General features: G+C 71.7%; 25 protein-coding genes and 1 pseudogene. 16 read left to right on the top strand and 10 right to left on the bottom strand.

Annotated features, from left to right (window positions below):
• Positions 1-537: 537 nt before the first annotated feature.
• The gene (locus tag AB0F91_RS19710) at positions 538-1,314 is read right to left on the bottom strand and encodes a hypothetical protein (RefSeq protein WP_360598999.1); all 777 of its coding nucleotides are present in this window, start codon (positions 1,312-1,314) and stop codon (positions 538-540) included.
• A 114-nt stretch (positions 1,315-1,428) separates the two neighbouring features.
• Entirely contained in the window at positions 1,429-2,361 is a 933-nt protein-coding gene (locus tag AB0F91_RS19705) for a MurR/RpiR family transcriptional regulator (protein ID WP_360598997.1), read from the bottom strand.
• Positions 2,362-2,784: 423 nt separating this feature from the next.
• On the opposite strand from AB0F91_RS19705, the gene AB0F91_RS19700 reads away from it, so the two are divergent.
• Together AB0F91_RS19700 and AB0F91_RS19695 are read left to right on the top strand one after the other, a co-directional pair.
• A complete protein-coding gene (locus tag AB0F91_RS19700; RefSeq protein WP_360598995.1) occupies positions 2,785-3,150 on the top strand; it encodes a YrdB family protein in 366 nt (121 codons plus the stop codon).
• Between the two features lie 183 nt (positions 3,151-3,333).
• On the top strand, positions 3,334-4,956 hold the full coding sequence (locus tag AB0F91_RS19695; RefSeq protein ID WP_360598993.1) for an acyl-CoA synthetase: 1,623 nt from the start codon (positions 3,334-3,336) through the stop codon (positions 4,954-4,956).
• Here AB0F91_RS19695 and AB0F91_RS19690 read toward each other — a convergent pair.
• Positions 4,932-5,432, bottom strand: a complete 501-nt coding sequence (locus AB0F91_RS19690) for a MarR family transcriptional regulator (RefSeq protein WP_360598991.1) — start codon at positions 5,430-5,432, stop codon at positions 4,932-4,934. The genes AB0F91_RS19695 and AB0F91_RS19690 overlap by 25 nt on opposite strands.
• 176 nt (positions 5,433-5,608) lie before the next feature.
• Between AB0F91_RS19690 and AB0F91_RS19685 the strand changes: the two genes are divergently transcribed.
• From AB0F91_RS19685 to AB0F91_RS19670, 4 genes are all read left to right on the top strand, one after another.
• Positions 5,609-7,795 carry an FUSC family protein gene (locus tag AB0F91_RS19685; RefSeq protein ID WP_360598989.1) on the top strand — a complete coding sequence of 729 codons (2,187 nt, stop codon included), beginning with the start codon at positions 5,609-5,611 and terminating at the stop codon, positions 7,793-7,795.
• A 113-nt stretch (positions 7,796-7,908) separates the two neighbouring features.
• The gene (locus AB0F91_RS19680; protein WP_360598987.1) at positions 7,909-8,103 is read left to right on the top strand and encodes a hypothetical protein; all 195 of its coding nucleotides are present in this window, start codon (positions 7,909-7,911) and stop codon (positions 8,101-8,103) included.
• Between the two features lie 27 nt (positions 8,104-8,130).
• On the top strand, positions 8,131-8,859 hold the full coding sequence (locus tag AB0F91_RS19675; protein ID WP_360598985.1) for a GntR family transcriptional regulator: 729 nt from the start codon (positions 8,131-8,133) through the stop codon (positions 8,857-8,859).
• A 361-nt stretch (positions 8,860-9,220) separates the two neighbouring features.
• Positions 9,221-10,378 (top strand): MFS transporter, encoded by a 1,158-nt coding sequence (locus AB0F91_RS19670; protein ID WP_360598983.1) that lies wholly within the window; start codon positions 9,221-9,223, stop codon positions 10,376-10,378.
• On the opposite strand, the pseudogene AB0F91_RS19665 reads toward AB0F91_RS19670, so the two are convergent.
• A pseudogene (locus AB0F91_RS19665) lies at positions 10,359-11,136 on the bottom strand (DDE-type integrase/transposase/recombinase); the annotation flags it as partial. The gene AB0F91_RS19670 and the pseudogene AB0F91_RS19665 sit on opposite strands and share 20 nt — an antisense overlap.
• Positions 11,137-11,334: 198 nt before the next feature.
• Between AB0F91_RS19665 and AB0F91_RS19660 the strand changes: the two are divergent.
• Positions 11,335-11,874, top strand: coding sequence for a dihydrofolate reductase family protein (locus tag AB0F91_RS19660; RefSeq protein WP_360598981.1), 540 nt, complete (start codon positions 11,335-11,337; stop codon positions 11,872-11,874).
• On the opposite strand, the gene AB0F91_RS19655 is transcribed toward AB0F91_RS19660, so the two are convergent.
• On the bottom strand, positions 11,857-12,525 hold the full coding sequence (locus AB0F91_RS19655; protein ID WP_360598979.1) for a TetR/AcrR family transcriptional regulator: 669 nt from the start codon (positions 12,523-12,525) through the stop codon (positions 11,857-11,859). The genes AB0F91_RS19660 and AB0F91_RS19655 overlap by 18 nt on opposite strands.
• Positions 12,526-12,627: 102 nt before the next feature.
• On the opposite strand from AB0F91_RS19655, the gene AB0F91_RS19650 reads away from it, so the two are divergent.
• From AB0F91_RS19650 to AB0F91_RS19635, 4 genes are all read left to right on the top strand, one after another.
• A complete protein-coding gene (locus tag AB0F91_RS19650) occupies positions 12,628-13,458 on the top strand; it encodes an SDR family NAD(P)-dependent oxidoreductase (RefSeq protein WP_360598977.1) in 831 nt (276 codons plus the stop codon).
• A gap of 174 nt (positions 13,459-13,632) precedes the next feature.
• Positions 13,633-13,857, top strand: coding sequence for an arginase family protein (locus AB0F91_RS19645; protein WP_360598975.1), 225 nt, complete (start codon positions 13,633-13,635; stop codon positions 13,855-13,857).
• The gene (locus tag AB0F91_RS19640; RefSeq protein ID WP_360598973.1) at positions 13,845-14,213 is read left to right on the top strand and encodes an arginase family protein; all 369 of its coding nucleotides are present in this window, start codon (positions 13,845-13,847) and stop codon (positions 14,211-14,213) included. Before AB0F91_RS19645 ends, AB0F91_RS19640 begins: the two co-directional genes overlap by 13 nt.
• A 253-nt stretch (positions 14,214-14,466) precedes the next feature.
• A complete protein-coding gene (locus AB0F91_RS19635) occupies positions 14,467-15,639 on the top strand; it encodes a cytochrome P450 (RefSeq protein WP_360598971.1) in 1,173 nt (390 codons plus the stop codon).
• A 1-nt stretch (position 15,640) separates the two neighbouring features.
• Here the strand turns inward: AB0F91_RS19635 and pip are convergent, their stop codons facing one another.
• Positions 15,641-16,597, bottom strand: coding sequence for a prolyl aminopeptidase (gene pip / locus AB0F91_RS19630; RefSeq protein WP_360598969.1), 957 nt, complete (start codon positions 16,595-16,597; stop codon positions 15,641-15,643).
• Between the two features lie 607 nt (positions 16,598-17,204).
• Here pip and AB0F91_RS19625 point away from each other — a divergent pair.
• Positions 17,205-17,669 carry a GNAT family N-acetyltransferase gene (locus AB0F91_RS19625; protein ID WP_360598967.1) on the top strand — a complete coding sequence of 155 codons (465 nt, stop codon included), beginning with the start codon at positions 17,205-17,207 and terminating at the stop codon, positions 17,667-17,669.
• Here AB0F91_RS19625 and AB0F91_RS19620 read toward each other — a convergent pair whose 3' ends face one another.
• A complete protein-coding gene (locus AB0F91_RS19620) occupies positions 17,670-18,062 on the bottom strand; it encodes a hypothetical protein (protein WP_360598965.1) in 393 nt (130 codons plus the stop codon).
• Between the two features lie 14 nt (positions 18,063-18,076).
• On the opposite strand from AB0F91_RS19620, the gene AB0F91_RS19615 reads away from it, so the two are divergent.
• Positions 18,077-18,310, top strand: a complete 234-nt coding sequence (locus AB0F91_RS19615; RefSeq protein ID WP_360598963.1) for a hypothetical protein — start codon at positions 18,077-18,079, stop codon at positions 18,308-18,310.
• Between the two features lie 23 nt (positions 18,311-18,333).
• Here AB0F91_RS19615 and AB0F91_RS19610 read toward each other — a convergent pair whose 3' ends face one another.
• A complete protein-coding gene (locus AB0F91_RS19610) occupies positions 18,334-18,507 on the bottom strand; it encodes a hypothetical protein (protein ID WP_360598961.1) in 174 nt (57 codons plus the stop codon).
• A 29-nt stretch (positions 18,508-18,536) separates the two neighbouring features.
• Entirely contained in the window at positions 18,537-18,686 is a 150-nt protein-coding gene (locus AB0F91_RS19605; protein ID WP_360598959.1) for a hypothetical protein, read from the bottom strand.
• 517 nt (positions 18,687-19,203) lie between these two features.
• On the opposite strand from AB0F91_RS19605, the gene AB0F91_RS19600 reads away from it, so the two are divergent.
• The 3 genes from AB0F91_RS19600 (at position 19,204) to AB0F91_RS19590 (ending at position 21,199) form a co-directional block, all read left to right on the top strand.
• Positions 19,204-19,365, top strand: a complete 162-nt coding sequence (locus tag AB0F91_RS19600) for a hypothetical protein (RefSeq protein WP_360598957.1) — start codon at positions 19,204-19,206, stop codon at positions 19,363-19,365.
• 117 nt (positions 19,366-19,482) lie between these two features.
• Positions 19,483-20,205, top strand: coding sequence for a hypothetical protein (locus AB0F91_RS19595; protein ID WP_360598956.1), 723 nt, complete (start codon positions 19,483-19,485; stop codon positions 20,203-20,205).
• 136 nt (positions 20,206-20,341) lie between these two features.
• Entirely contained in the window at positions 20,342-21,199 is an 858-nt protein-coding gene (locus AB0F91_RS19590; RefSeq protein WP_360598955.1) for an SAM-dependent methyltransferase, read from the top strand.
• A gap of 66 nt (positions 21,200-21,265) precedes the next feature.
• On the opposite strand, the gene AB0F91_RS19585 is transcribed toward AB0F91_RS19590, so the two are convergent.
• A complete protein-coding gene (locus AB0F91_RS19585) occupies positions 21,266-22,174 on the bottom strand; it encodes a LysR family transcriptional regulator (protein WP_360598954.1) in 909 nt (302 codons plus the stop codon).
• Positions 22,175-22,196 lie beyond the last annotated feature (22 nt).

Here is a 22,196-nt window from a genome sequence, read left to right as displayed (position 1 = left end):
GGGTGGTCCGGACCACAGCTGGTGTCAAGCCGGTTGCCAAGACGTTGTAAACGCGACGGGGAGTTTGACGCTACGTGTCCGGACGGTTACCAGCGCGCGTCCCGAAAGTGCAGGTGCCGCACCAGAAACCTTGACCGGGCAGGGTTTGTCGCGCCGTGGCGGTTGTTCGTGAAGACCTCTCCGGGGACGGGCACGAGGGCAGGAACTGTCCGCGAGAGGGGGCAGGACCCGGTCCAGTGGTACGGCCTGGTCCGCCCGGAGGTCCGACGGCGCGAAATCGGCGGGGCTGTGACAAGGCCGAGATGGGACCTCGCCCGCAAGGGAGGGAAGCGCCCGATCGCGGTTCGAGCGGGCGAGACCCGGGTGGCTCCCGCTGGCCGGGACACCGCGAAAACGGGTGCCGCTCAAGGGGCCGGGGCACGAAACGGGCCCCGCCCGGCGAGTGCCGGGCGGGGCCGTGGTGCGCTCCCCGAACGGGTCAGGGTCGACCGGTCGGCGGTTGACCGACCGGTGCCGGACGGGTCGGTGCCGGACGGGTCAGTGGTTGACCTTGAACCACGGCTGCGACCAGCCGAGGTAGGTCTGGCCCCACTTGCTCTTGATCTCCGAGATCGTGGTCTGCGTGTAGGTGCCCGCGCCGTGGATGTCGTTCGACAGGAACTGGCCGCCGCCGATCGAGATCATGGTGTGGCCCGCGCCGCCGTTGGAGAAGAAAGCGAGGCCGCCGGCCGGCACGTTCTGGTCGCCGGCGTGCTTGTACTGCGCGGGAATCTGGGTCCAGTGCACGTACGCGGTCTCGGAACCGCTTGCGGAGAACCCGTAGTTCTGGGCGTTGATGCGGTCGCACCAGCCGTCGTAGGACGCGATGTTGGTCGTGTGCACGCGGGTCTTGGCGTAGGCCACGGCCTCCGCGCAGGTCTTCCCGTCACCGAGACCCGAGGTGGAGCAGGTGGCCTGCGGGGGCGGCGGCACGTCGGTGCAGTCGGGGGCGATGCGGCCGTCGGAACCGGTGTAGACGTAGGTGTCGGTGATGTAGCCGCCCTTGGCGGCGACGTGGTCCCAGATGTTGCTGGTGCCGTACTTGCCGGTCACGGTGTCGCCCGTGGTCTGGCAGTCGATGACCACGGCGGTGCCGTCGGCGATGGTGCCGACGGAACTCGCGCCGGTGCCGGGCGCCGAACGCACGGTGAGCGGTGCGCCGGAGTCGGTGTGCACGGTGCCGCTCGCGTCGGCGGCCAGCGCCGGCGCGATGCCCGACAGCGTCAGCGCCGCGGCGAACGCGACCAGGCCCAGCGTGCGTTTCGCGATTCTCATCCTCGGTCCTCCTGATCCCCGGTGGGTGTGGGAACCAGGTTCGCCCGAGCCGATACACGCGCCGTACAAATGCGTTCGCGGCGGCCGTGAACCCCGGACATTCCGGGCGTGCGGTCAGCCCTTGCGGGGGTTGCCGGACTTGCGCCGCGGCACGTAGTCGCGGCTGTCGCCGTGGATCAACCGCGAGCGCAACGTGGTGAGCAGTTCCGAGGTCTGGTTGGCGTGGTCCTCGTCGCGCGAGGCCAGCCCGAGCAGCAGCGCGTCGGCCAGTACCTCGGCGCTGAGCATCTCGCCGGTGAAGTTGCTGGGGGAGTGCGTGGCCTGCAGGGCCACGGCCACGCGGTCGCCGAAGACGGGCGCGAGCGAGTCGGTGATCAGCAGCGTGCGGGCGCCGACCTCGCGCGTTCGGTCGAGCAGCACCTCGATGTCGCCGAGCAGCCGGCTCGGCAGGAACAGCACCACGACGTCGCCCTCGCCGAGGCCGAGCAGGTCGTCGGCGAGGCGGAACCCCGTGGCGCCGCTGGCGCGGGCACGGCGGCCCATCCGGCCGAGGCGCAGCGCGACGTACCCGGCGAGGAAGCTCGACGGACCGATGCCGAAGGCCAGGACCTCGCGCGCGCCGGCGAGCAGGTCCACGGCCTTCTCGAAGTCTTCCTCGGAGACGAGACGCCAGGTCTCGGCCAGCCGCTCCGTCGCCTCGGTGAACACGCGCGCGAGCACGGTCGTGGGCTCGCCGGTGGGCTCGCCGATCTGGCGGTGACGCAACTCGATCGACGGGCTGGTCTCGGTGACCACCTGCCGGGCGAGGTGCTGGCGCAGGTCGGCCAGGCCGCTGTAGCCGAGTGTCTTGGCGGTGCGGACCACGGTGGCGTCGCTCGTGCCCGTGGCCGAGCCGATCTGCTCGGCGGTGGCGAAGATCGCCTCGCGCGCGTGGTGGCGCAGGTACTCGGCGACGGCGCGCTCGGCCCGCGACATCCCGGCGAGGCGGCCGGTGATCCGCTCGGTGAGCGAGTCGCCGCCGTCGGCGGGGGTAGCGTCGTCGGGCATCGGATCACTCTCCTGTCGGCTCGTGTGCATCGTAGTGGTCCGCGGTGCCGTCGTGTGCGGGACCACAGTGGACGGTGTGGCGCGCCCTGTGATCCGCGGCGCGGATCGCCCGCCGGGAACGCGGTGACCGCGGCCGAGCCAGTCATACCTGGTGACTGATTCGAACCGACCAGCCGACGATGTCGGTGATCGAACTGACGACCTTCACGGTTCGTCCCGAGCGGGCCCAGGCGATGCCGGACACCCCGGCCCGGCCTGGTGGAGGCGTTCCGCCGGGACCGGCGCGGGTTCGTCTCGGCGCGCCTCGCGCCCGAAGCGAGGGTCCGGACCATTGCGTACACCGGGCGCGTACGCGACGGCGGCGGAGTGAACTCGGGGGGAGCTCGGCCGGGTGAGCGGGATCCGGTCGCTACGCTGCCGGGCATGACCACCACTCGTCCGGCTTTGCAGGGGTTGCCCGGGTTCGTGCTCGTCGCGCGGTTCTGCACGGAGCTGGCCCTTATGGCGGGTCTCGCGGTCGCCGGGGCGCGGCTGGGTGGGAGCGTGCTGCTGGACGTCGTCGGCGGGGTGCTGTGGCCGGTGTTGGCCGGGGCGATCTGGGCGCTGGTGGTGGCCCCCAAGGCGCCGCGGCGGGCGCCGGAGCCGACGCGGTTCATCCTGGAGTTCGCGTTGTTCGCGGCGGCGGCCGTGGCGCTGGCGGCGTCCGGGTTGCTCATCGTCGGGATCGTGCTCGCGGTGGCCGGCGTGGCGACCGCAGTCGCGGTGCGGGTCTTCGCCAAGGACTCCTAGCCGGAAGCCCCAGCTCGAGGCCCTGGCCGGAAACCCTGTCGAGCCGATCGAGCCGGTCGAGGACGTCCCCCCGAGGTGCGCCGACGGAGCTTAACCGGTGGCGCGCGGGTGCCGCTCGGCCTGGCAGCCCGCTGCCGCGCGCCAGGGTTGCGCCCCGCGCGGCGGTGGATGAAACTCCGGGCTATGCCGAGCCCGTTCAGCGCCGAAACCGGCGAAGCGATCCAGCACGCGCGTCAGCACTCCGTCAGTGACCTGCTCCGGCGCACGGCCGCGCGGTACCCGGGCAAGCTCGCCGTGGTCGACGGCGAGCGGCGGCTGAGTTTCGCGGAGTTCGACGCGGCCGTGAATCGGTGCGCCCACCGGCTCGCCGAGCGCGGTCTCGTCAAGGGCGACCGGCTGGCGCTGCTGAGCCACAACTGCCTGCAGTACGCGGTGCTGGCGTTCGCGACGGCCCGGCTCGGCGTGGTGCTCGTGCCCGTCAACTTCATGCTCGGCGCCGACGAGATCGCCTACATCCTCGGCGACGCCGGGGTGTCCGGGCTGGTCACGGAAGACGCGCTGCTGGCCACCGGGGCCGCTGCGCTGGAGCGCGCCGGGCTCGGCGAGGCGGTGCGCGGCCGCATCGGCGGCACCGCCGAGGACTGGGAAGACGTCAACGCCTGGATCGACGGCCCTGGCGACGAGACCGACCCCGGCGTGGCCGTCGCCGACGACGATCCGCTGCGGCTGATGTACACCTCCGGCACCGAGTCGCGGCCGAAAGGCGTGCTGCTCTCGAGCCGTTCGCTGATCGCGCAGTACGTGTCGTGCGTGATCGACGGTGGCATGAGCGCCGAGGACGTCGAGGTCCACTCCCTGCCGCTGTACCACTGCGCGCAGCTGGACTGCTTCTTCTCCGTGGACGTGTACCTCGGCGCCACCAGCGTGATCCTGCCCGGCCCGGACCCGGCCGCGCTGCTGGCGACCGTCGAGCGCGAGCGCGCCACGAAGCTGTTCGCGCCGCCGACGGTGTGGATCTCGCTGCTGCGCCACCCCGCGTTCGACACCACCGATCTCTCCAGTCTGCGCAAGGGCTACTACGGCGCTTCGGCAATGCCGGTCGAGGTCCTGCGCGAGCTCGCCCGGCGGCTGCCGGACGTCGAGTTCTGGAACTTCTACGGCCAGACCGAGATGGCGCCGCTCGCCACGATCCTGCGCCCGCACGAACAGCTGCCGAAGGCCGGCTCGGCGGGCCGGGCCTCGCTCAACGTCGAGACGCGCATCGTCGACGAGGACGGCCGCGAGCTGCCGCCGGGGGAGATCGGCGAAATCGTGCACCGCAGCCCGCATGCGACGCTCGGCTACTACGGGGACGAGGAGAAGACGGCCGCCGCGTTCGCGGGCGGCTGGTTCCACTCCGGTGACCTCGGCGTGCTCGACGACGAGGGCTACCTGTCCGTGGTGGACCGCAAGAAGGACATGATCAAGACCGGCGGCGAGAACGTCGCGAGCCGCGAGGTGGAGGAAGCCCTCTACCGCCTGGACGGGGTGGCCGAGGTCGCCGTGTTCGGCGTGGCGCACCCGCGCTGGATCGAGGCGGTGACGGCGGCCGTCGTCCCGCGCGAGGGCGTGGAGCTGACCGTCGAGGCCGTGCTCGCCCACGCGCGCGAGCACCTGGCCGGCTACAAGTGTCCGAAATACGTGGTCTTCACCGACGCGTTGCCGAAGAACCCGAGCGGGAAGATCGTGAAGCGCACTTTGCGCGACACCCACGCTGACCTCGCCGTGGGGGAGCCGGGCGCTCAGTCGTCGGGGGCCGTCAGGTAGCGCCGGGCGACAGCCTTGTTGTAGCGGCTCAGCAGCGCGCCGAAGGAGCGCAGATCCTCTTCGCTCCAGTCGCCGAGCAGCTCGGCGGACGCGTTGCGCCGACGCGACTGGGTCACGCGCATGCGGTGGCGGCCCTCCTCGGTCGGTGTGAGGATGCTGCGCCGGCGGTCGGCAGCCGAGGGGCTGCGCTCGACGAGCCCTTTGCCGAGCAGCACCGAGCCCTGCCTGCCGACGGTCGACGGGTCTAGACCGAGTGCCCCGGCGAGCGTGCCGACGTCCGCTGAGCCCAACTCGTCCAAAGTGCGCAGCAGCAGGTACTCCGCTTGGTCCAGTTCGGCGTAGGCGTCGGTGCGGCGGCGCAGCAGTTCGAAGTTGCGCACGAGCACCGCGGTGGCCAGTTCGAGCACGTCGAGTGTGTCGCCGGTCTCGGCGAGCCGAGCCGCGAGCTTCGAGGCTGCGAAAGTCGGTTCGATCACTCGGACTCCAAACCCCTGTATGACACCGGTAATTATCGGTATCATACCGGTGATCGCTCCGAACGCACGGGAAGGCGGGTTTTGTGCTGCCCACGGCCAGGGAGTTCCGGGACAGAGTCGTCGCTTCCGATCCGGGTCTCAACCGGTTGAGATCGGCCGGTTCCGCGACCATCGGCATGGCCAGCGCCTTGGCCGTGGAGTACCTCGTGGCCAAGCTCACCGGCGCCGACGCCATGGGCACGCTCACCTCGATGCTGCTCGGCGCGGTCGTCGGGATGATGGGCGCGATGGCGCTCGGCGACGGCAGCAGGTGGGTCAAGACCCGCACGGCCGCGTTCTTCCCGGTCGCGCTCGGCACCGGCATGACGCTCGGCGTGCTCGTCGGCGACAACGCCACCCTCATGCTCGCCGTGTTCGTGCTGGTCATGTTCATGTCGGTGTACGTCCGCAAGTTCGGCGGGCCGTTCTTCTTCTACGGCTTCATGGGCTGGATGGGCTACTTCTTCGCCGCGTTCCTCCACGCGACATTCGCGACACTGCCGAGCCTGCTGCTCGCCGTCGTCGTCGCGAGTGCGTGGCTGCTGCTGCTTTTCGTCACAGTGCTGAAGACCAACACCACGAGGACCCTGCGCCGTGTGCTGCGGGCGTTCGACGCGCGCGGCCGGGCCGTGGTTCGCGCGTGCGCCGACGTGCTGTCCAACCGCGACCCCAAGCAGGAAGCGAGGTTGCGCCGCCGGGTGCAGCGGCGGCAGGCGCGCCTGGCCGACACGGCGCTGATGGTCGAGGGCTGGTCGGCCCAGCCGGGCGCGGTGCCACGCGGGCGGTCGGCGGCTTCACTGCGGCGGCAGATGGTCGACGCGCACCACCTGCTCGACGAGCTCGCCACGGCCGCGGACTCCTTGGTGCGCAGTGGTTCGGGCCTCACTGTGCTCGCCGCCGAGGTGGCCGACCGCCTGGCCCGCCGCGACGACCGCGGCGCGAGCGAGGTCGCGTACCGGCTCGCGGGGCACGCCGAGGTGGCCGGCGGTGTCGCGGGTGGCTGGTGGCCCGCGCGGCACTTCTCGGCGGCGGCCCTGGAAGTCGTCGCGGTGTTCGACGCCGCGCCGAAGCCCGAGGAGATCGCGGCCGAACCGGTGGACGATTTCGAGCCGGCCGTCGGGCTCGCGTTCGGCAACCTGCCCGGCTCGCCCGCCGCGGCGGGCGACGTGCTGCCGCGGCAGTCGAAGTGGAACCCGTTGGCACGGCTGGACTTCATCACGCGCCAGGCCGTCCAGAGCGCGATCGCGGGCGGGCTCGCCATCCTCATCGGCAAGGAGCTGTCCTCGGCGCGTTACTACTGGGCGGTGCTGGCGGCGTTCTTCATGTTCACCGGCACGGCCACGCGCAGCGAGACGTTCATCAAGGGCTTCAACCGCGTGCTCGGCACGCTGGTGGGGCTGCTCGCGTCGGCCGGGTTCGCCGAGTTGACCGCGGGCAACACCGCCGCCGTACTGGTCACGATCTGCGGCGCCATGTTCTTCGGCTTCTACCTGATCCAGATCTCCTACGCATACATGATCTTCTTCGTCACGATCATGGTCGGGCAGCTCTACAGCGTCCTCAACGAGTTCTCCGCGGGGCTGCTCCTGCTGAGGCTCGAGGAGACCGCGGCGGGCGCCGTGGCGGGGCTGGTCGTCGCGATGCTGGTGATCCCTCTGTCCACACGGGACACCGTGCGCAACGCGCGCAACAATCTGCTGGCGGCCCTCGGCGACATCCTCAAGGCCACGGCCGAGCGGCTGGAGCACGGCAAGGCCGTGGACCCCCAGCCCGATTTCGACGCACTCGCGCGCGCCCTGGACCACCGCCGCTACCAGCTCGCGCTCGTCGCGCGGCCGCTGACCCGGCCCATCCTCGGCGGCACGAACTCGCCGAAGCTGCGGCACCGGCTTTCGCTCTACGCGGCGCTGGCCACGCACGGCCGCGCGCTCGCCGTCGCCGTCCGCTGGCCGGAAGGCGCGGGCAAGGCGCACCCGGAAGGCCCGGTCGCGGCATGTACCGCGCTGGCGGCGGCGGTGGAGGAGCTGGCGGCGACGTCGGTCGGCGAGCCCACCACGGCGGTGCGCGGTCCCTTGGCGAGCGCCGACGTGGCGTTGTTCGCGTACACGCCGGCCGCGCCAGGGGACCGGGCGAAGGATCCGCTGCTGCGGGCGTTGAGCCACCTGTACCTGGTGTTGCGCGACCTGACGGCGACCGGACCTGCCGAGCTGCGTCCCGCCCCGGCTCTCGCGTCGCCGGGGCCGCGGCTCTACCGGCAGATCCGGGCGGGGCTGCCGCCCGTGCCGGCCCCCGGGTCGACCCCGGTGCCGACCCGGGAGAACTGACATCCGCGCACGAACCGTGCCCTTCGCGACCTTCCCCTGAGACCCGTCGGCGCCTTTCGGGCGGCGGAGGCGCTATCACTGTCCTGCTGGGGATTTCCGGGAGGAGGGCTCCGATGGCCGCGGAACCGAGGCAGACCGTCCAGCTGTGCCGGTGCGTGTGCTCGGTACTGGGACACCACCACTCGGTGTGCGACGAACTCGCCGTGCCGGGGGCCACGGTCGCGCTGGTGTCCGGCACCGACGTGCGGGCTGTGCCCGCGTGCCTCGGCTGCCACACCGCCGTGGACCAGAAGCTGGCGCGCCGCTGAGGGTTCGCGGGGGACTACGCTTTCCGGGTGGCGCGACGGAAGAACCCTGCGGTGGACCTGCCCGAGCACCCGAGGCTGACCCTGCCGCCGCGCACCATCCTGCGCGACAGCGTGTACGAGGCGCTCAAGGCGATGCTCGTGGACCTCGACGTCGCTCCCGGCAGCCGCCTGTCGATCGACGGCATCGCCCGCCGCCTCGACGTCTCGCCGACCCCCGTGCGCGAGGCCCTCACCAAGCTCGAGTCCGACGGCCTCGTCGCGACCCGCCCCAACGCCGGCTACGTCGTGGCACCTGTCCTGGACGAGACCGAGCTGGACCACCTCTTCGACGTCCGCGCCCTGCTGGAACCCGAGGCCGCCCGCCTCGCCGCCGGCGCAGCCTCGAAGGCCGCGGTTGCCTCCCTGCGCTCCGCCTGCGCCGCCATGTCCGCCCACCCCGCGGGCGAGGACTACCACGCCTACCGCGATTTCGCCGTCCTCGACGCCCGCCTCCACCGCGTCATCGCAGAAGCGTCGGGCAATCCCCTCATCGCCGACGCCCTCGCCCGCCTCCACGCCCACACCCACGGCTACCGCCTGTACTTCCGCGTCGGCATCGCCGCCGAGACGACCCGGGAACACGCTGCCGTCGTCGACGCGATCGCCGCGCACGACGGCCCGGCCGCGGCGGCCGCGATGCGGACGCACCTCGACCGTTCACGGGTCCGGCTGCACCGCGCCTACGAAACCGCGGCGGAGCAGTCCGAAGAGGACTGATCCGGGGAAACGCGCGGGCTCGGTACCTTGCTTACGGCTCGGCCGGTGCGGCCGCGATGCGTGTCCGGCGGCGCTGCGGTGCGAGCGGTCGGTCGGTGCGCGGCGGGTCGCTTCGCGTCGGGCGCGGTAGAGGGAGGCGAGCGACCGCGCTGCATTTTTCGGTAGCCGGTCACCGGTCGGGGCTTGCTATGGTCGCGGCAGTCGTCCGGACCCGAATCGGTCCGGGCCTGGTCTTCCCCCGCTGATGAGGGCGACGGCGCGGGCGTGCGGAGCGTCCGGTCGTGGTCTGGACGTCCTCCGGTGAGCCACGGGTCGCGCGGCGATCGTGGCCGCCCCCGTCGGGTGGCGAGAAGGATCGTCCATGTCTCGCGCCGGTGGTTATCGGTCACTGTTGTGTTCGCGTGGTGCGGCGGTGTTCTTCCTGGCGGCCGCGGTAGGGCGGGTCGGGATTGCCATGACGGGGCTCGGCCTGGTGTGGCTGGTGCATGCGCGTACTGGGTCCTACGGGACGGCCGGGCTTGCCAGCGGCGGGTTCGCGCTCGCCGAGGCGCTGATGGGGCCGCAGGTCGCGCGCCTCATCGACAGGTACGGGCAAACGCGCGTGCTGCCGCTGTGCCTCGTCGGGCATGGCGGGGCGATTGGCGTGGTGGTGGGGTCTTCGAGCGTCGCGGCGGAGGTCGCCTCCGCAGGCTGTGCCGGTGCGGTCGTGCCGCAGCTCGGTGCGCTGTCCGGGGCGCGGTGGGCGCACCTCTTGCGCGAGCGGACCGACGAGCTGCCCACCGCCTTCTCGCTGGAGTCGCTGGCCAACGCCACGGCGTTCCTGTTGGGGCCGGTCCTGGTCACCTCGCTCGGAGCGGCCGAACACGCCGAAATGGCCTCCGCCACCGCGGCGAGCCTGGTTCTCGGCGGGGCAGCGGTGCTGACCGCTCAGCGCCGCACGGCACCCAGGCCCGCGAAGGCCGTCCACACAGGACAGAACCTGCTCCGCCCGGCCTTCGCCCGGATTGCCCTGATGAACCTGGCCCTCGGTCTGTACTTCGGCACCACGCAGGTCTCGGTGAGCTCGTTCGCTCTCGCTCACGGCGTCCCGGCCGCACCGATCGTCGCCGCGGCCGGCGTCAGCGGGTTGCTGTCCGGCTGGGTCTACGGACGGCGCCGCCACCGCACTTCGCCCGAACGCCGGCTCGTCCGCGCCGGGACCCACCTCACCGGCGTGTCCCTGCTGCTGCCCCTCGCCCCCGACGGGCTCTGGCTCGCCGCGGCCCTCGTCCTCACCGAGGCGGCGATCCCGCCCACGTTGGTCCTGCTGAACGTCGAAACCGAAAAGTCCGTCCACAAAGCAGCTCTCACCCAGGCGTTCACCTGGAACAACTCCGCCGGCGCAGCCGGTTCCGCCCTCGCCGCGGCCCTCGCCGGACGAGCCGCCGACGCCTGGGGCGCCTCCACCGCACTGGCGCTGGCACTGGTCCCCGCGGCCGGCCTCCTCGCGTTGGCCAGGTGTATTGCGCGGCGAGGTTAGGAACGCGGCTGGGTGGTTGGCCTGCGAGTGCGGTGTGCCCGCGGTGGAGGTGTGTGGCCAAGCTGGCGGGGGTCCGGCGGCGTTCGGTTTCGGTGCGGTAGGGCTGGTTGGGCCCATTCGTCGAGCGGGGTGTGGGTGAAGCGTTCTATCTTGTCCTTGGTTGGTGGTCGGTAGGGGCGGGTGCGTTGGTGGGTGACGCCGGCCGTAGTGAGTGTGTCGTGCCAGAGGCGTGAGAGGTAGCAGGGCCCGAGGTCGGTCAGCGCGCGCCGGGGGGTGATCCGGTAGCCGGTGAAGAACGCGTGTGCTCGGGTCCAGAACGCGGCGGCGGTTTGCTTGGTTTCGTCGGAGCGGACCTCGGTGTAGGCCAGCTTGCTGCGGTCGTCGACGGCGTTGTGCAGGTAGCTGTAGCCCCGGTTCGGGGCGTCGTAGCGTAGCCCGACCGGCCGTGGCCCGATCCGGGTGTGCGAGGAGGGGGAGCCGGTAGTGGATCAGGATCCGGTGCACCGTGGACAGGTTGAGGCTGAGCCGGTAGCCGATCCGGGCCCCACCGGCGAGCGAGCCGGACCTTGATCACCCGCCGCTTGGTGCGTGTCGGCGGTGTCCGGTTCGGGCTGGTGAGAGGGCAGGATGACCGATCCGTCATCCCCGCGGCACCGTGGTCGCGGTAGCGGCCGGCCCCGCGCGGCGGTGGAGAGCGACCCCCTGGAACCGTTCCGCAGCGGACAGCCCGCGTCCACGACGTCACGCGCCGGACACAGTCGCCTGGGTCGGGGTCAGGCGTGCGTTGGCGTGGGTCACGAGGGCCTCGGTTGGTCGGTGCGGACGTCGCAATCCACACCACCGCCACGCGGTCCTCGTCGCTGATTCGGCAGGCGTGCACGATCCTCTGGGAAAGTGCACCGATGAGTTTCCGTGCCCGCGCCCGTCGGTACGGGAAACGACCACGGAGGTGCGGAATGGGCAAGCTGCTGTACTCGGCCGCGATGTCGCTCGACGGGTTCATCGCGGGACCCGGTGGCGACATGCAGTGGGTGAAGGAGTTCTTCGGTCCGAACCCGGAGATCGACCGGCTGGTGGACGACGTCGGCGCGCTGCTCGTCGGACGCCGCACGTACGGCGGCGACGACCCGTACCGCGACACGGAAGCCGAGGGCAAAGCCTTCGGCGGCGCCTGGGCCGGCCCGCAGTTCGTGCTCACGCGCCGGCCCGCCGAGCCGGCACCCGACGTGACGTTCGTCGACGACCTGCACCGCGGTGTCGAGCTCGCGAAGGCGGCCGCGGAGGAGAAGTACGTGAACGTCCTCGGCGCCACCGTCGCCCGGGGGTGCCTCGACGCAGGGCTGCTCGACGAGGTCCTCGTGTCGGTTCTGCCCGTGATGCTCGGCGACGGGGTGCGGCTGTTCGACCGGCCGGGCGGCGATCCGGTGCGGCTCGAACGGAAGTCACAGACCGAGGCGCCGCTCGCGACGAACCTGTGGCTACGCGTCGTCCGCTGACGAGATCAGGCCGGCGAGGACGGCTTCCGTGAGGTGGAGCAGCCGCGGGGTGAACTCGACGACGCCGTGCCCCAGCCGAGGGTCTTCCCGGTAGAGCTGCGCGAGCGTTTCCGGCGGGTGTGAAATCTGCCAGAACGAGGCGGCCAGTGACGTCACGGCGCCGACGACGTGGCGGCCGCCCTGCGCACCCAGTCCGGGCAGTGTCCGGGTGAGGAGGGTGGCGATGTCGTTGACGGCTTCGAGTGCGGAGAGCTTGAACGCCCGCACCGATTCCAGGGACACGTGCCGTTCGAGGGTCAACGGCGCGTGGGCGAGCAGGTCGCAGAACAGTGGCCGTTCGTCGAGTGTGCGGGCGATGACGCCGGCGACCTCGGCCGGCGTCGCGCCGGTGGTCTCGTCCAGTGCCGCGTGCAGCCCGGCGGCCCAGTCGTGCCAGCCCGCGGCGGTGAGGTGCAGGTAGATCTCTTCGCGGGTCTCGAAGTACCGCAGCAGCGCGGACTTGTGCACGCCGACCTCGCCGGCGATGTCCCCGAGCGTCACGGCGCGCACGCCGGCACGGGTGGCGAGCAGTCGCGCCGCGGCGAGGATCGCGTCGCGCCGCTGCTCCTTGTGCTCGGGACGCCGCGCCCGCTGGAACTCGGAGGTGACCACGTCTCCAGGTTACCGCAACGCCGTTTTGTTGTTAAGAGAACGCCGTTGCGCTAACTTGGGAGGGTGGGGAAGTGCCCCGCTCGAGGTGAGAGGGAACGAACGATGAGCAAGGTGTGGCTGGTCACCGGTGGTTCGCGCGGTCTGGGCCGCGCAGTGGTGGAAGAGGTGCTCGCGGCGGGCAACGACGTCGTGGCGACGGCACGCAACGTCGACGCCCTGAAAGACCTGGACGAGCGCCACGGTGACCACCTGCTGCGGTTCTCGCTGGACGTGACGGACCCGGCGCAGGCCGAGGCCGCCGTCGCCGCTGCCGTGGAGCGGTTCGGGCGGCTCGACGTGGTGGTGAACAACGCGGGCTACGCGAACATGGCTTCGGTGGAGGAAGTCGACCTGGCCGATTTCCGCGCGCAGGTGGAGACGGTGTTCTTCGGCACCGTGCACGTGACCAAGGCGGCGCTGCCGGTGTTCCTGGCCCAGCGCTCGGGCCACTTCATTCAGGTCACGTCGATCGGCGGCAGGGGCACCGCGCCCGGCATCTCGGCCTACCAGAGCGCGAAGTTCGCGACGGAGGGCTTCTCCGGGGTGCTCAACGACGAGGTGTCGGGTCTCGGGATCAAGGTCACCATGGCCGAGCCGGGCCTGATGCGCACGGACTGGTCCGGACCGTCGATGGAGATCCGACCCTACAAGGCGGAGTACGAACCGACCATGGGCCCGCTGATCGAGCACCTGCGCAGCAAGCGAGGCATCGAGCCGATCGACCCGGCCGCGGTCGCGCGCGTGTTCCTCCAGGTCGTGGCGATGGCTGAGCCGCCGCTGCACCTCGTGCTCGGCAGTGATGCCGTTGGTCTGGTGCGGGCCGGGATGACGAAACTGATGGCGGAGGACGAGCGCTGGGCCGAACTCGGCCGGTCCGTCGACTTCGCGAGCTGACTCGAGCAGAGTCGAGCCGCGCGGGGTCCGAGCGGGAGGGCGCCGACGTCGTGATCTCGGCGCGCTGTTCGACGGCGGCACCTCGCCCCGCGCCGGCACCCGGTACGGCCCGCAGGACATCCGGCAGAGTGCTACCTCGTCGCCGACGGTTCGCGTCCGTCGCTCGCCCCGCACGTGGACGCGTGGCGGGACCTGAAGGTCTTCGACGCCGGCGACGTCGAGATGTACTCGGTCGTCGCCCATCGCTCGGTGCGCTCGCTGCAGGAGGCGGTGCACGCGGTCACCGCCGCGGGCGCGATCCCACTGGTGCTGGGCGGGGACCACACGATCGCGTGGCCGGACGCGGCCGGGGTGCGTTCGGCTCGCTCGTGGGCCACGGCCAGCCGATGCGCAGGATGATCGAGTCCGGCGCCCTGGGTGGCGACCGGTTCCTGCAGCTCGGCCTGCGCGGCTACTGGCCTGGCCCGGAGACGCTTGACTGGATGGCCGCGCAGGGCCTGCGGTCCTACGAGATGACCGACCTCGTCGCGCGAGGTCTCGAAGAATGCCTCACCGAGGCGTTCGGGATCGTCACCGACGAGTGCGACGGCGCGTTCCTCTCGGTGGACATCGACGTGTGCGATCCCGGCCAAGCGCCGGGCACGGGCACGCCGGAACCGGGGGCGCACCGCCCGGCAGCTGCTGGACTCCGTGCGGCGCATCGCGTACGAGCTGCCGGTGGCGGGGACGACGTGGTCGAGCTGTCGCCACCGTAGACCACGCGGACAACACGTCGTTCCTCGCGAACCGGGTCGTGCTGAAAGCGTTGTCGGGCATCGCGCGCCGGCGGCGTGACCAGGCCGACGGCACGGTGTGGGACTCCACGCGGCCACTGCGGCCGAGCGGCCCGAGCGGCGGCCGTGACAGGCGCGGTGACCCGAACGCGCGACGTTTTCCGCCCGTGCGCGGCCGATGCCGCGTGCCGCCGCGCACCCCTACGGTGGTGAGTCCTCGGAGTGGGGAGGGCCCGTGGCCAAGTCGGTCGAGGAGATCCTGGCGAACGTCGACCTGTACGCCGAAGACCAGCGCGAGAACCTGCTGGCAGCGGCAGCGGCGGCCAGAAGTGGCTGTCCCGTCCCGCACACCGACTCGGACGGCGGCTACCACCTGCTCACCCGGTACGAAGACGTGCGCGCGGTCTGCGCCGCGCCCGAGCTGTTCAGCTCGGCGCAGCCCGCGATCCGCGGCGTGCCGGTGCGGGTGATCCCGATCGACACGGACCCGCCGGACCACCGCGAATACCGGCGGATCGTCAACCCGTTCTTCACGCGGGCCGCCCTCGCGCGGTACGAGCCACAGCTTCGTGAGCTAGCGCGCACGGCGATCGAATCCTTTGCGGACCGCGGCACGTGCGACATCGTGAGCGACTTCGCGATCCCGTTCAGCGCCGGTTCACTAGCGCGGATCGTCTTCGCGACGGACAACCGCGACCTCGTGGACCGCGGGGTGGCGGCCAAGGACGCCGCTGTCACGAGCAGCACCGAAGCGTTCCAGACGCTCGCGGGCCTGGCGATGGAGGCGCTGGCCGAAGCGGAAGCCAAGCCGGACGACGGCGAGGACAGCGTGCTGCGCGCGCTCGTCACCGCGACGATCCACGGCCGGCCGCTCACCCTCGAGGAACGGCTCGGCATGGTGACCACGCTGTTGCTCGGCGGCCTCGACACCACCCGAGGGGTGATCGCGAACATCGCCTACCACCTCACGACCCGCGGCGACGTCGAGCCGATCCTGCGCAAGCCCGGCGGCTGGCAGCGTGAGCTCGAGGAGTTCCTGCGGCACGAGACCACCGTGGCGTTCATGGCGCGCACGGCCACGCAGGACACCCGGATCGGGGACACGCCGGTGAAGGCAGGGGAGCGCGTTGCCGTGTTCTTCGCCGCGGCCAACCGCGATCCGGCGCGGTTCGAGCGGCCGGACGAGCTGGTGTTCGACCGGGCCGGAGTGCCGCACGTGTCGTTCGGGTTCGGCATCCACCGCTGCCTGGGGCTGCACTTCGCGCGGATTCAGCCGGCCGTGGCGTTCGAGGAGCTGTTGGCCCGGACCACGCGATTCCGCCTCGCGCCGGGTGCACAGATCCGGCGGCAGGTCGGGCTGAGCCTGGGCAGTCCGTACCGGCTGGACGTGACGTTCGACCGCGTCTGACTCACGCCGGTTCGAAGCGGGCGATGGCCTTCATGATCGCCTCGCCCATCGCGGGACTGCCCGTGTGGCCGGAGTCGTCGATCACCACGAGCTCGGCCGACGGCCAGGCCTGCACGAGGTTCCACGCCGCCCGCAACGGCACGCTCAGGTCCAGCCGGCCCTGGACGAACACGGCGGGGATGCCGTGGAGGCGGTGGACCTTCCCCAGGATCTCGCCGGCTTCCAGCCACGCGTGGTGGCCGTAGTAGTGCGCACACATGCGGGCGAGCGTGATGAGCTCTTTTTCGGGGCGGTCGCCGTACTGGCCGGGCCTGCCGTTGTTCTCGTGTGCGATCACGGCGTCTTCCCAGGCGCACCAATCGCGCGCGGCCTTCAGCTGCACCGCGCGGTCGGATGAGGCGAGCAGGCGGGAGTACGCGGCGAGCAGGTCCCCGTCGCGGTCGGCCTCGGGCACTCCGGCACGGAAGTCCTCCCATTCGCGTGGAAGGAGCCGGCCGACGCCGCGGTAGAGCCAGTCGATCTCGTCGGGCGTGGAGGTGAACGCCGCGATGAATACGAGCTCCGACACGCGTTCGGGGTGGCGCTCGGCATAGGCGAGCATGAGGGTCGGGCCCCAGGAACCGCCGTACAGCATCCACTTCTCGACGCCGAGGTGCTCACGCAGGCGTTCCATGTCCGAGATCAGGTGGTGGGTGGTGTTGTGCTCCAGGCTCACCGCCGGGTCCGCGATGTTCGGCACGCTCTCGCCGCAGCCGCGCTGGTCGAACAGGATGATGCGGAACTTCTCCGGGTCGAAGCCCTTGCGGCTGTTGCGGGCGCCGCCCGCGCCGGGCCCGCCGTGCACGCACAGCACCGGCTTTCCGTCGGGGTTGCCGCTGGTCTCCCAGTAGATCCGGTTGCCGTCACCGACGTCGAGCAGACCGTGTGCATACCTTTCGAGCGGCGGGAACGGGGCCATGGCGGGATCCTCCAGGGGTTGTTGGCGGCCCGCGCAGACTACTGCCCGGATCTGGCGGCGACACCTCGTTTTCCGTGTGGCCGCCGGCGAGCTCGCGGCGATGGGACAGGCGGGAACGCGAACGGCTGCGGCGGGGTGGACGAGCGATCGCGCTCGGCATCGGAGGGGGATCGGCGACGGGGCTGCCCGAACCGACGGGTGCTCTGGCCGCAGGCGAGGACGGCAGGTACCACTTCAAGCCGCTCGTCAAGTTCGAGACCGTCGGCTCCAACGCGGATTGCGCCGCCGACTGGGACGAGCGCAGGAAAGATGCCGGGTACTGATCGTCAGGACGGCCCGGGCTCCGCTTCCGCGGCTCGCCCCGCCAGCCGACCGGCGCGGGCACCCGCCCGTCGGGCGACCCGGCGTGCCCTGCCGGCTCGCGCGCCTCATCTCGCAACGCCTGCAGCCCGGCGCCGAGCGCAGCGGCGACCTCGTCCATCGTGGACATATCTGGTGCCGGGTCACGAGTCTCCGCGTCCGGTGCCGGGAATGGGTGGAATGGCGGGGCGAGGCCACCACACATTCGATATTTACATGATTAATCGACGTAGTTACCGTTTCCTGAATGGACTACCTCGTCACCGCGGTGTCCGCGGAACTGATTCCTGCGCTCGTGTCCTCGGTGGAAGAGTTGTTCCGCGAGGACGGTGGCCGCCACGACGACCGGATGGACCTCTCCTGGCCACACCGCGAAGGCTCCGCCTACTACACCGAGCTCCTGGCCGACGAGGACGCGCTTTGCCTTGTCGTGCGGGGAGGAAACGGCATCGCCGGGCACCTCGTGGGCCGGCTCCGGCGCCACGACGCGCTGCACCCCGGCGTCGTCACGGCCCTGCTCGAAAGCATGCGAGTCGCCGCGGGGGAACGCCGTACCGGACTGGGCACTGCGCTCGTCGAGCGATTCGAGGAGTGGGCGGAAGACAACGGTGCGAACGGATTCGAGGTCACCGCCTACGCCGCCAACGCCGGCGCCCTCGCGTTCTACCGCCGGCACGGATTCCGCGAGGCCGAGGTCACCCTCCGGCGCTGATCATCCGGTCGAGAGGTCCAGTACGGCCTTGCCGTCGAGGACACCGGAGAGGCGGACGGTCACCATGTGGCCCGCCGTCCCGAAGGACCCGCTGCCACCGAAGCCGAAGCTCATCTCACCCGAGTCCTGCAGGATGCGAACGCCGTTCGACGTGCCGGACGCGGTGAACATCAGGCCGCTCGCGGTGATGTCGGCCTGGCCGGTCACGAAGATCCGGCACTTGCCGCCGGCGCACGCACGTACGTCGGTGCCGTTGGCGGCGGGCGGCAGCGTCGGCGGCGGTGAGCCGAGCGGCCGGCACGGCGGGGTGACGTCGTGGGATTGGGCCGGCACCGGGTTCGCGCCCGCGATCGTCGGCAGGTCGGGCGTGGGCAGGGCGCTGGTCGCCAGCACCCCGATGATCTGCTGTGCCTGCGGTCAGCTGCTCGACGGGCTGGAAGTCCAGCTCGGGCGGCCGCGAATCGCTCGGCGGCAGCTTCGGCGCCACCGCGCGCAGCGAGGCGAGCAGGCTGCCGTGGTATTTGTCGGCTGCGGGGATGCTCGAAGGCGTGACGGCGCCCAGTGTCTCGACCAGCCGGGCGACGCCGGAGCCGGCCGAGGAGATGAAGCTGCTCAGGTCGAAGCCGCTGAGGCGGGCGTAGCGCGGGTCGGTGATGATCAGGTCTTAGATCTTCAGCGCTTTCAGGGCCGTGGCGGCGGTGGCGGCGCCGCACATCGTGTCCGCCCACGCCACAAGCGGGCGGGCCGGCGCGGCGGCGGCCACGGGGCCGAACTGCCGCGCGGGCGCGCAGGCGGGCGCCACGTTGTACGACGCGTTGAGCTGCCCGTCGCTGCGCACCGCCTTCGCCAGGCCGGCGGCGGCCGGCCTCAGCGCGGCAACGGCGGTGGCGAGATCGCGGCCTGCGCGAGTGTCGGCTGCGCGGTGGTGTCCGGAGGCGTCTTCCTGGTCACCTCTACGAGGGACTTGCCCAGCTGCGTCACATAGGCGTCTGCCGCCATGATCCCGGACGGCGGCACGGCCTTCAGTCCTTGGCCGGCCTGGCCGATCCGCCCGGTGATGCCGCTGACGTAGGAGCCGATCTCCGAGGCGAGGAAGCCGGCGTGCGGACGGGTCGGCTGCGGTGCGGTTCACCTCGTCGATCCCGCCCTGCAGACCCCCGAGCGCCTGCACGCTCGTGCACACCGCCTGCGACCACGCCGCGAGGGCCCGCGCGGCGGCGGGCACCGGGCGCAGCGCGTGCCCGCCCGTGGTGCAGCCGGCCGCGACCAGCGCGAACACTCCCAGAACGACAGCACACCGAACCCGCATCTCCGACTCCCTTTCCCTGGCGGGCGCAGACTAGGCCGCCCCCTCCGGGAGGAGTCCCCGACGGCCAGGGAAATCCGCTGTGGACGGTGCCGGACCGCGCGGGCGCCGGCACGAAGCCGATCCGGCACCGGCGCGGGCCCTCGGCGGCTGCCCGATCCTGCGGCGCGGCTGGCCGATCTGCGCGGCCAGCACGTCGAGCCGGTCGCCGTCGCTGACCGGCGTGCCGTGGCGGGAGAGCAGCAGCTGGTGCTGCCCGAGCGCGTGCTGACGATGAAGATGCCGGTGGACCCGGTGCGCAAGGACTGCTTCCAGATCCAGGGCACGGACCGTGCCAAGGCGTACCTCAGTCGGACCATGCCGGCGCGCGCGGCCGTGCTTCTCCCGTGAATTTCCGTCACCCTGGGTGAGCAAGTGGGGGCGGGTTTACCTGATCGGGCGGAGGTTCATAGGATCTTGCCGCCGGTCGTGCCGCGGGCCCGCGGCCCCGGCGGTGTGGAGGTCTGGATGGCAGGCACGGGGCCCAGTGAAGGTCGCGATGAGCTCGACTCGGTCGCGAAGCTGGTGAGCCTGTCGGAAACGGCGCCGATGCCGCGCATCGACGGCGAGCGGCCACCGCTCGTAACACAACCCAAGTCCAAGCCCAAGCCCAAGCCCAAGTCCGATCCGAGCGGGCTGTACCCGGAGCCCGCCGCCACGCCGCGCACCTCGGGCGGGGGGCCGGCCACGAAACCGCAGTCGATCGCCGGCGAGCTGCCGTCGGGGCTGGACGCGATGTTCGCCGCCGCGGGGCCCGAGCACGAAACCGAGCGGCCCCAGACCTCGCCGCCCGTGGCGAACCAGCGCCACACGCGGTACGTGGTGATCGCCGGCGCGGTGGTCGTCGCGCTGGCCGGGCTCGGCACGTGGGCGCTGTGGCCCGCGCCGGAACGCGGCTCGGCCGGGCGGCCCGCGGAGGTGCCGGTCGCGCCGTCGAAGCTCTCGTCCGCGCCGCCCGCGGTCACGACCATGACCGCGAGCCCGACGCCGCCGACGGCCACCGACCGGGTGGACCACACCACCGTGCGCACCATCGAGGGGCAGAAGCAGCCGGCGAGCGAGCACCCGGGCGCCCCGCACAGGACGTCGGCGGGCACGACGTCGGAGGACATCTGGAGCTCGGCCGTGAGCTCGTTCCTCCAGGACTGGAGCAGCCGCCACCAGCAGCCGCCCGGCCGCCACCGCGGCTGACGGGCGGGGAAGGCGCAGGTAGCTCCGATTTCCGCTGCGACGTGCAGCTGAACGGGCGACCTCACGTAACCAGGGGGTGTCAAGGTACTACTCTGAGTAGGTCAAAGCCGCCCCCGAGCCGCCTTGCGAGGTGCCCATGCCCAGCGCTCCGCCGTCCACGCTGTCGCCCAGCCAGGTTCCCGTGGGGGTCGACCCGAACCGGCCGAGCATCGCGCGGATCTACGACGGTTTCCTCGGCGGCAACCACTACTACGAGGTCGACCGCGCGGTCATGGAGAAGATCAGCGCGGCCGTGCCCGAGGCTGTGCACATCGCGCGCGGCAACCGCGGTTTCCACAACCGCGCGCTGCGGATGCTGGCCAACCAGACGGGCATCCGCCAGTTCCTCGACTGCGGTTCCGGCCTGCCGACCGCCGAGAACACCCACCAGATCGTGCAGCGCGCCCACCGCGACGCGCACGTGGTCTACGTCGACAACGACCCGGTAGTGCTCGCCCACGGCCGCGCACTGCTGGCCGAGAACGACTACACGCACATGGTCGACGCCGACATCTTCCGGCCGGAACTGGTGCTGGAGAACGAGACCGTGCGCGAGTACATCGACTTCTCGCAGCCGCTGGGCCTGCTGCACATCGGCACCATCCACCACTTCGAGGGCGACGGCGCCGTCGACGTGATGCGCCAGTACATCGACGCCCTCGCCCCGGGCTCCTTCGTGGCGCTGGCCCACTTCTACGACCCCGAGGTGCCGGAGCTGACCGCCGTCGCGAAGCGGATCGAGGAGATCCTCGTGTCCGGCCCACTGGGGGCCGGCCGCTTCCGCACACGCACGGAGATCGAAGGCATGCTGCCGGGCCTGGAACTGCTGCCGCCCAACGCGACCAGCGGTCCCGGCCTGTCCGTCTGCGACGAGTGGTGGCCGGACGGCCCGCGGCTCACCCCCCTCAGCGACTCCGCGAAGTGCGTCGCGGGCGTCGTCGGCCGCAAGCCGTGAGCTGACTCTCCCGGAAGTCCCCGGTACCCGCATGGTGCCGGGGATTTTTCTTGTCCGGCAACGGGTTTACGTCGGCAGTGCGCGTGGCGCGGTGGCGAGCACGTGCTTTCGGAACGTCTCGCTCGCCGGCGGCAGCACGCGTCCGGCGAGCTGGGCCAGACCGATGTCGCGAGCCGCGGGCACGTCCGTGACGCGTAGGTGCGGGGTCGTCGGCGCGGTGGCCGCGGGCGGGAACGTCGCGGTGTGGGGGAGCGGCAGCAGGGACACGCCGAGCCCCGCCGTGACGAGCCCGCGCAGGGTCTCGACCTCCTCGCCCTCGAACCCGACGCGCGGCGTGAACCCGGCCCGCGCGCACAGCTGCTCGGTGGTCTCGCGCAGCGCGTATCCCCGGCGCAGCAGGATGAAGGACTCGTCGGCGACGTCGGTTAGGCGGGCCTGTTTGCGGCCCGCGAAGCGGTGTTTCGGCGGCACGGCCAGCAGCAGCGGTTCCTCCAGCAACCGCACCCAGCGGATCAGCGGGTCACCCGGGTCGCCGCTGGTGAGCACGAGATCCGCGGTGCCGTCGAGCAGTTCGCGTGCCAGTCCTTCCTCACCGTGCTGGCGCAGCTCGAACCGGGCCCGCGGGTGCTCGGCGCGGTAACTGCTCACCACCGGCGGCACGAGCCAGGTGCCGAACGTGTGCAGGAACGCCAGCGGGATCACCCCCGATTCGGGATCGACCGCCTCGGCGACGGCGCGCAGGCCCTCGTCGTAGTGCTCGAGGATCGCGTCGACGTGGGTCGCGAAGGCGTGCCCCGCGGGCGTGAGCCGCAGCGCGCGGCCCGAACGCTGGAACAGGGCCGCGCCGGCTTCGCGCTCGATCCGGTGCAGCGCACGGGAAAGTGCGGGCTGGGTGAGCCGGGCGCGGGCCGCTGTGCCGGTCACCGTCGCGCCGCGCGCCACCTCCCGGAAGAGCCGCAGTACGTGCAGGTCCATGCCACCCATACTGCCACGGTAT

This window comes from Amycolatopsis sp. NPDC023774, assembly GCF_040639695.1.
Classification (GTDB): domain Bacteria; phylum Actinomycetota; class Actinomycetes; order Mycobacteriales; family Pseudonocardiaceae; genus Amycolatopsis.
Note: the sequence above shows the minus strand (reverse complement) of the source record. Positions and strands in the feature narration are given on the sequence as shown.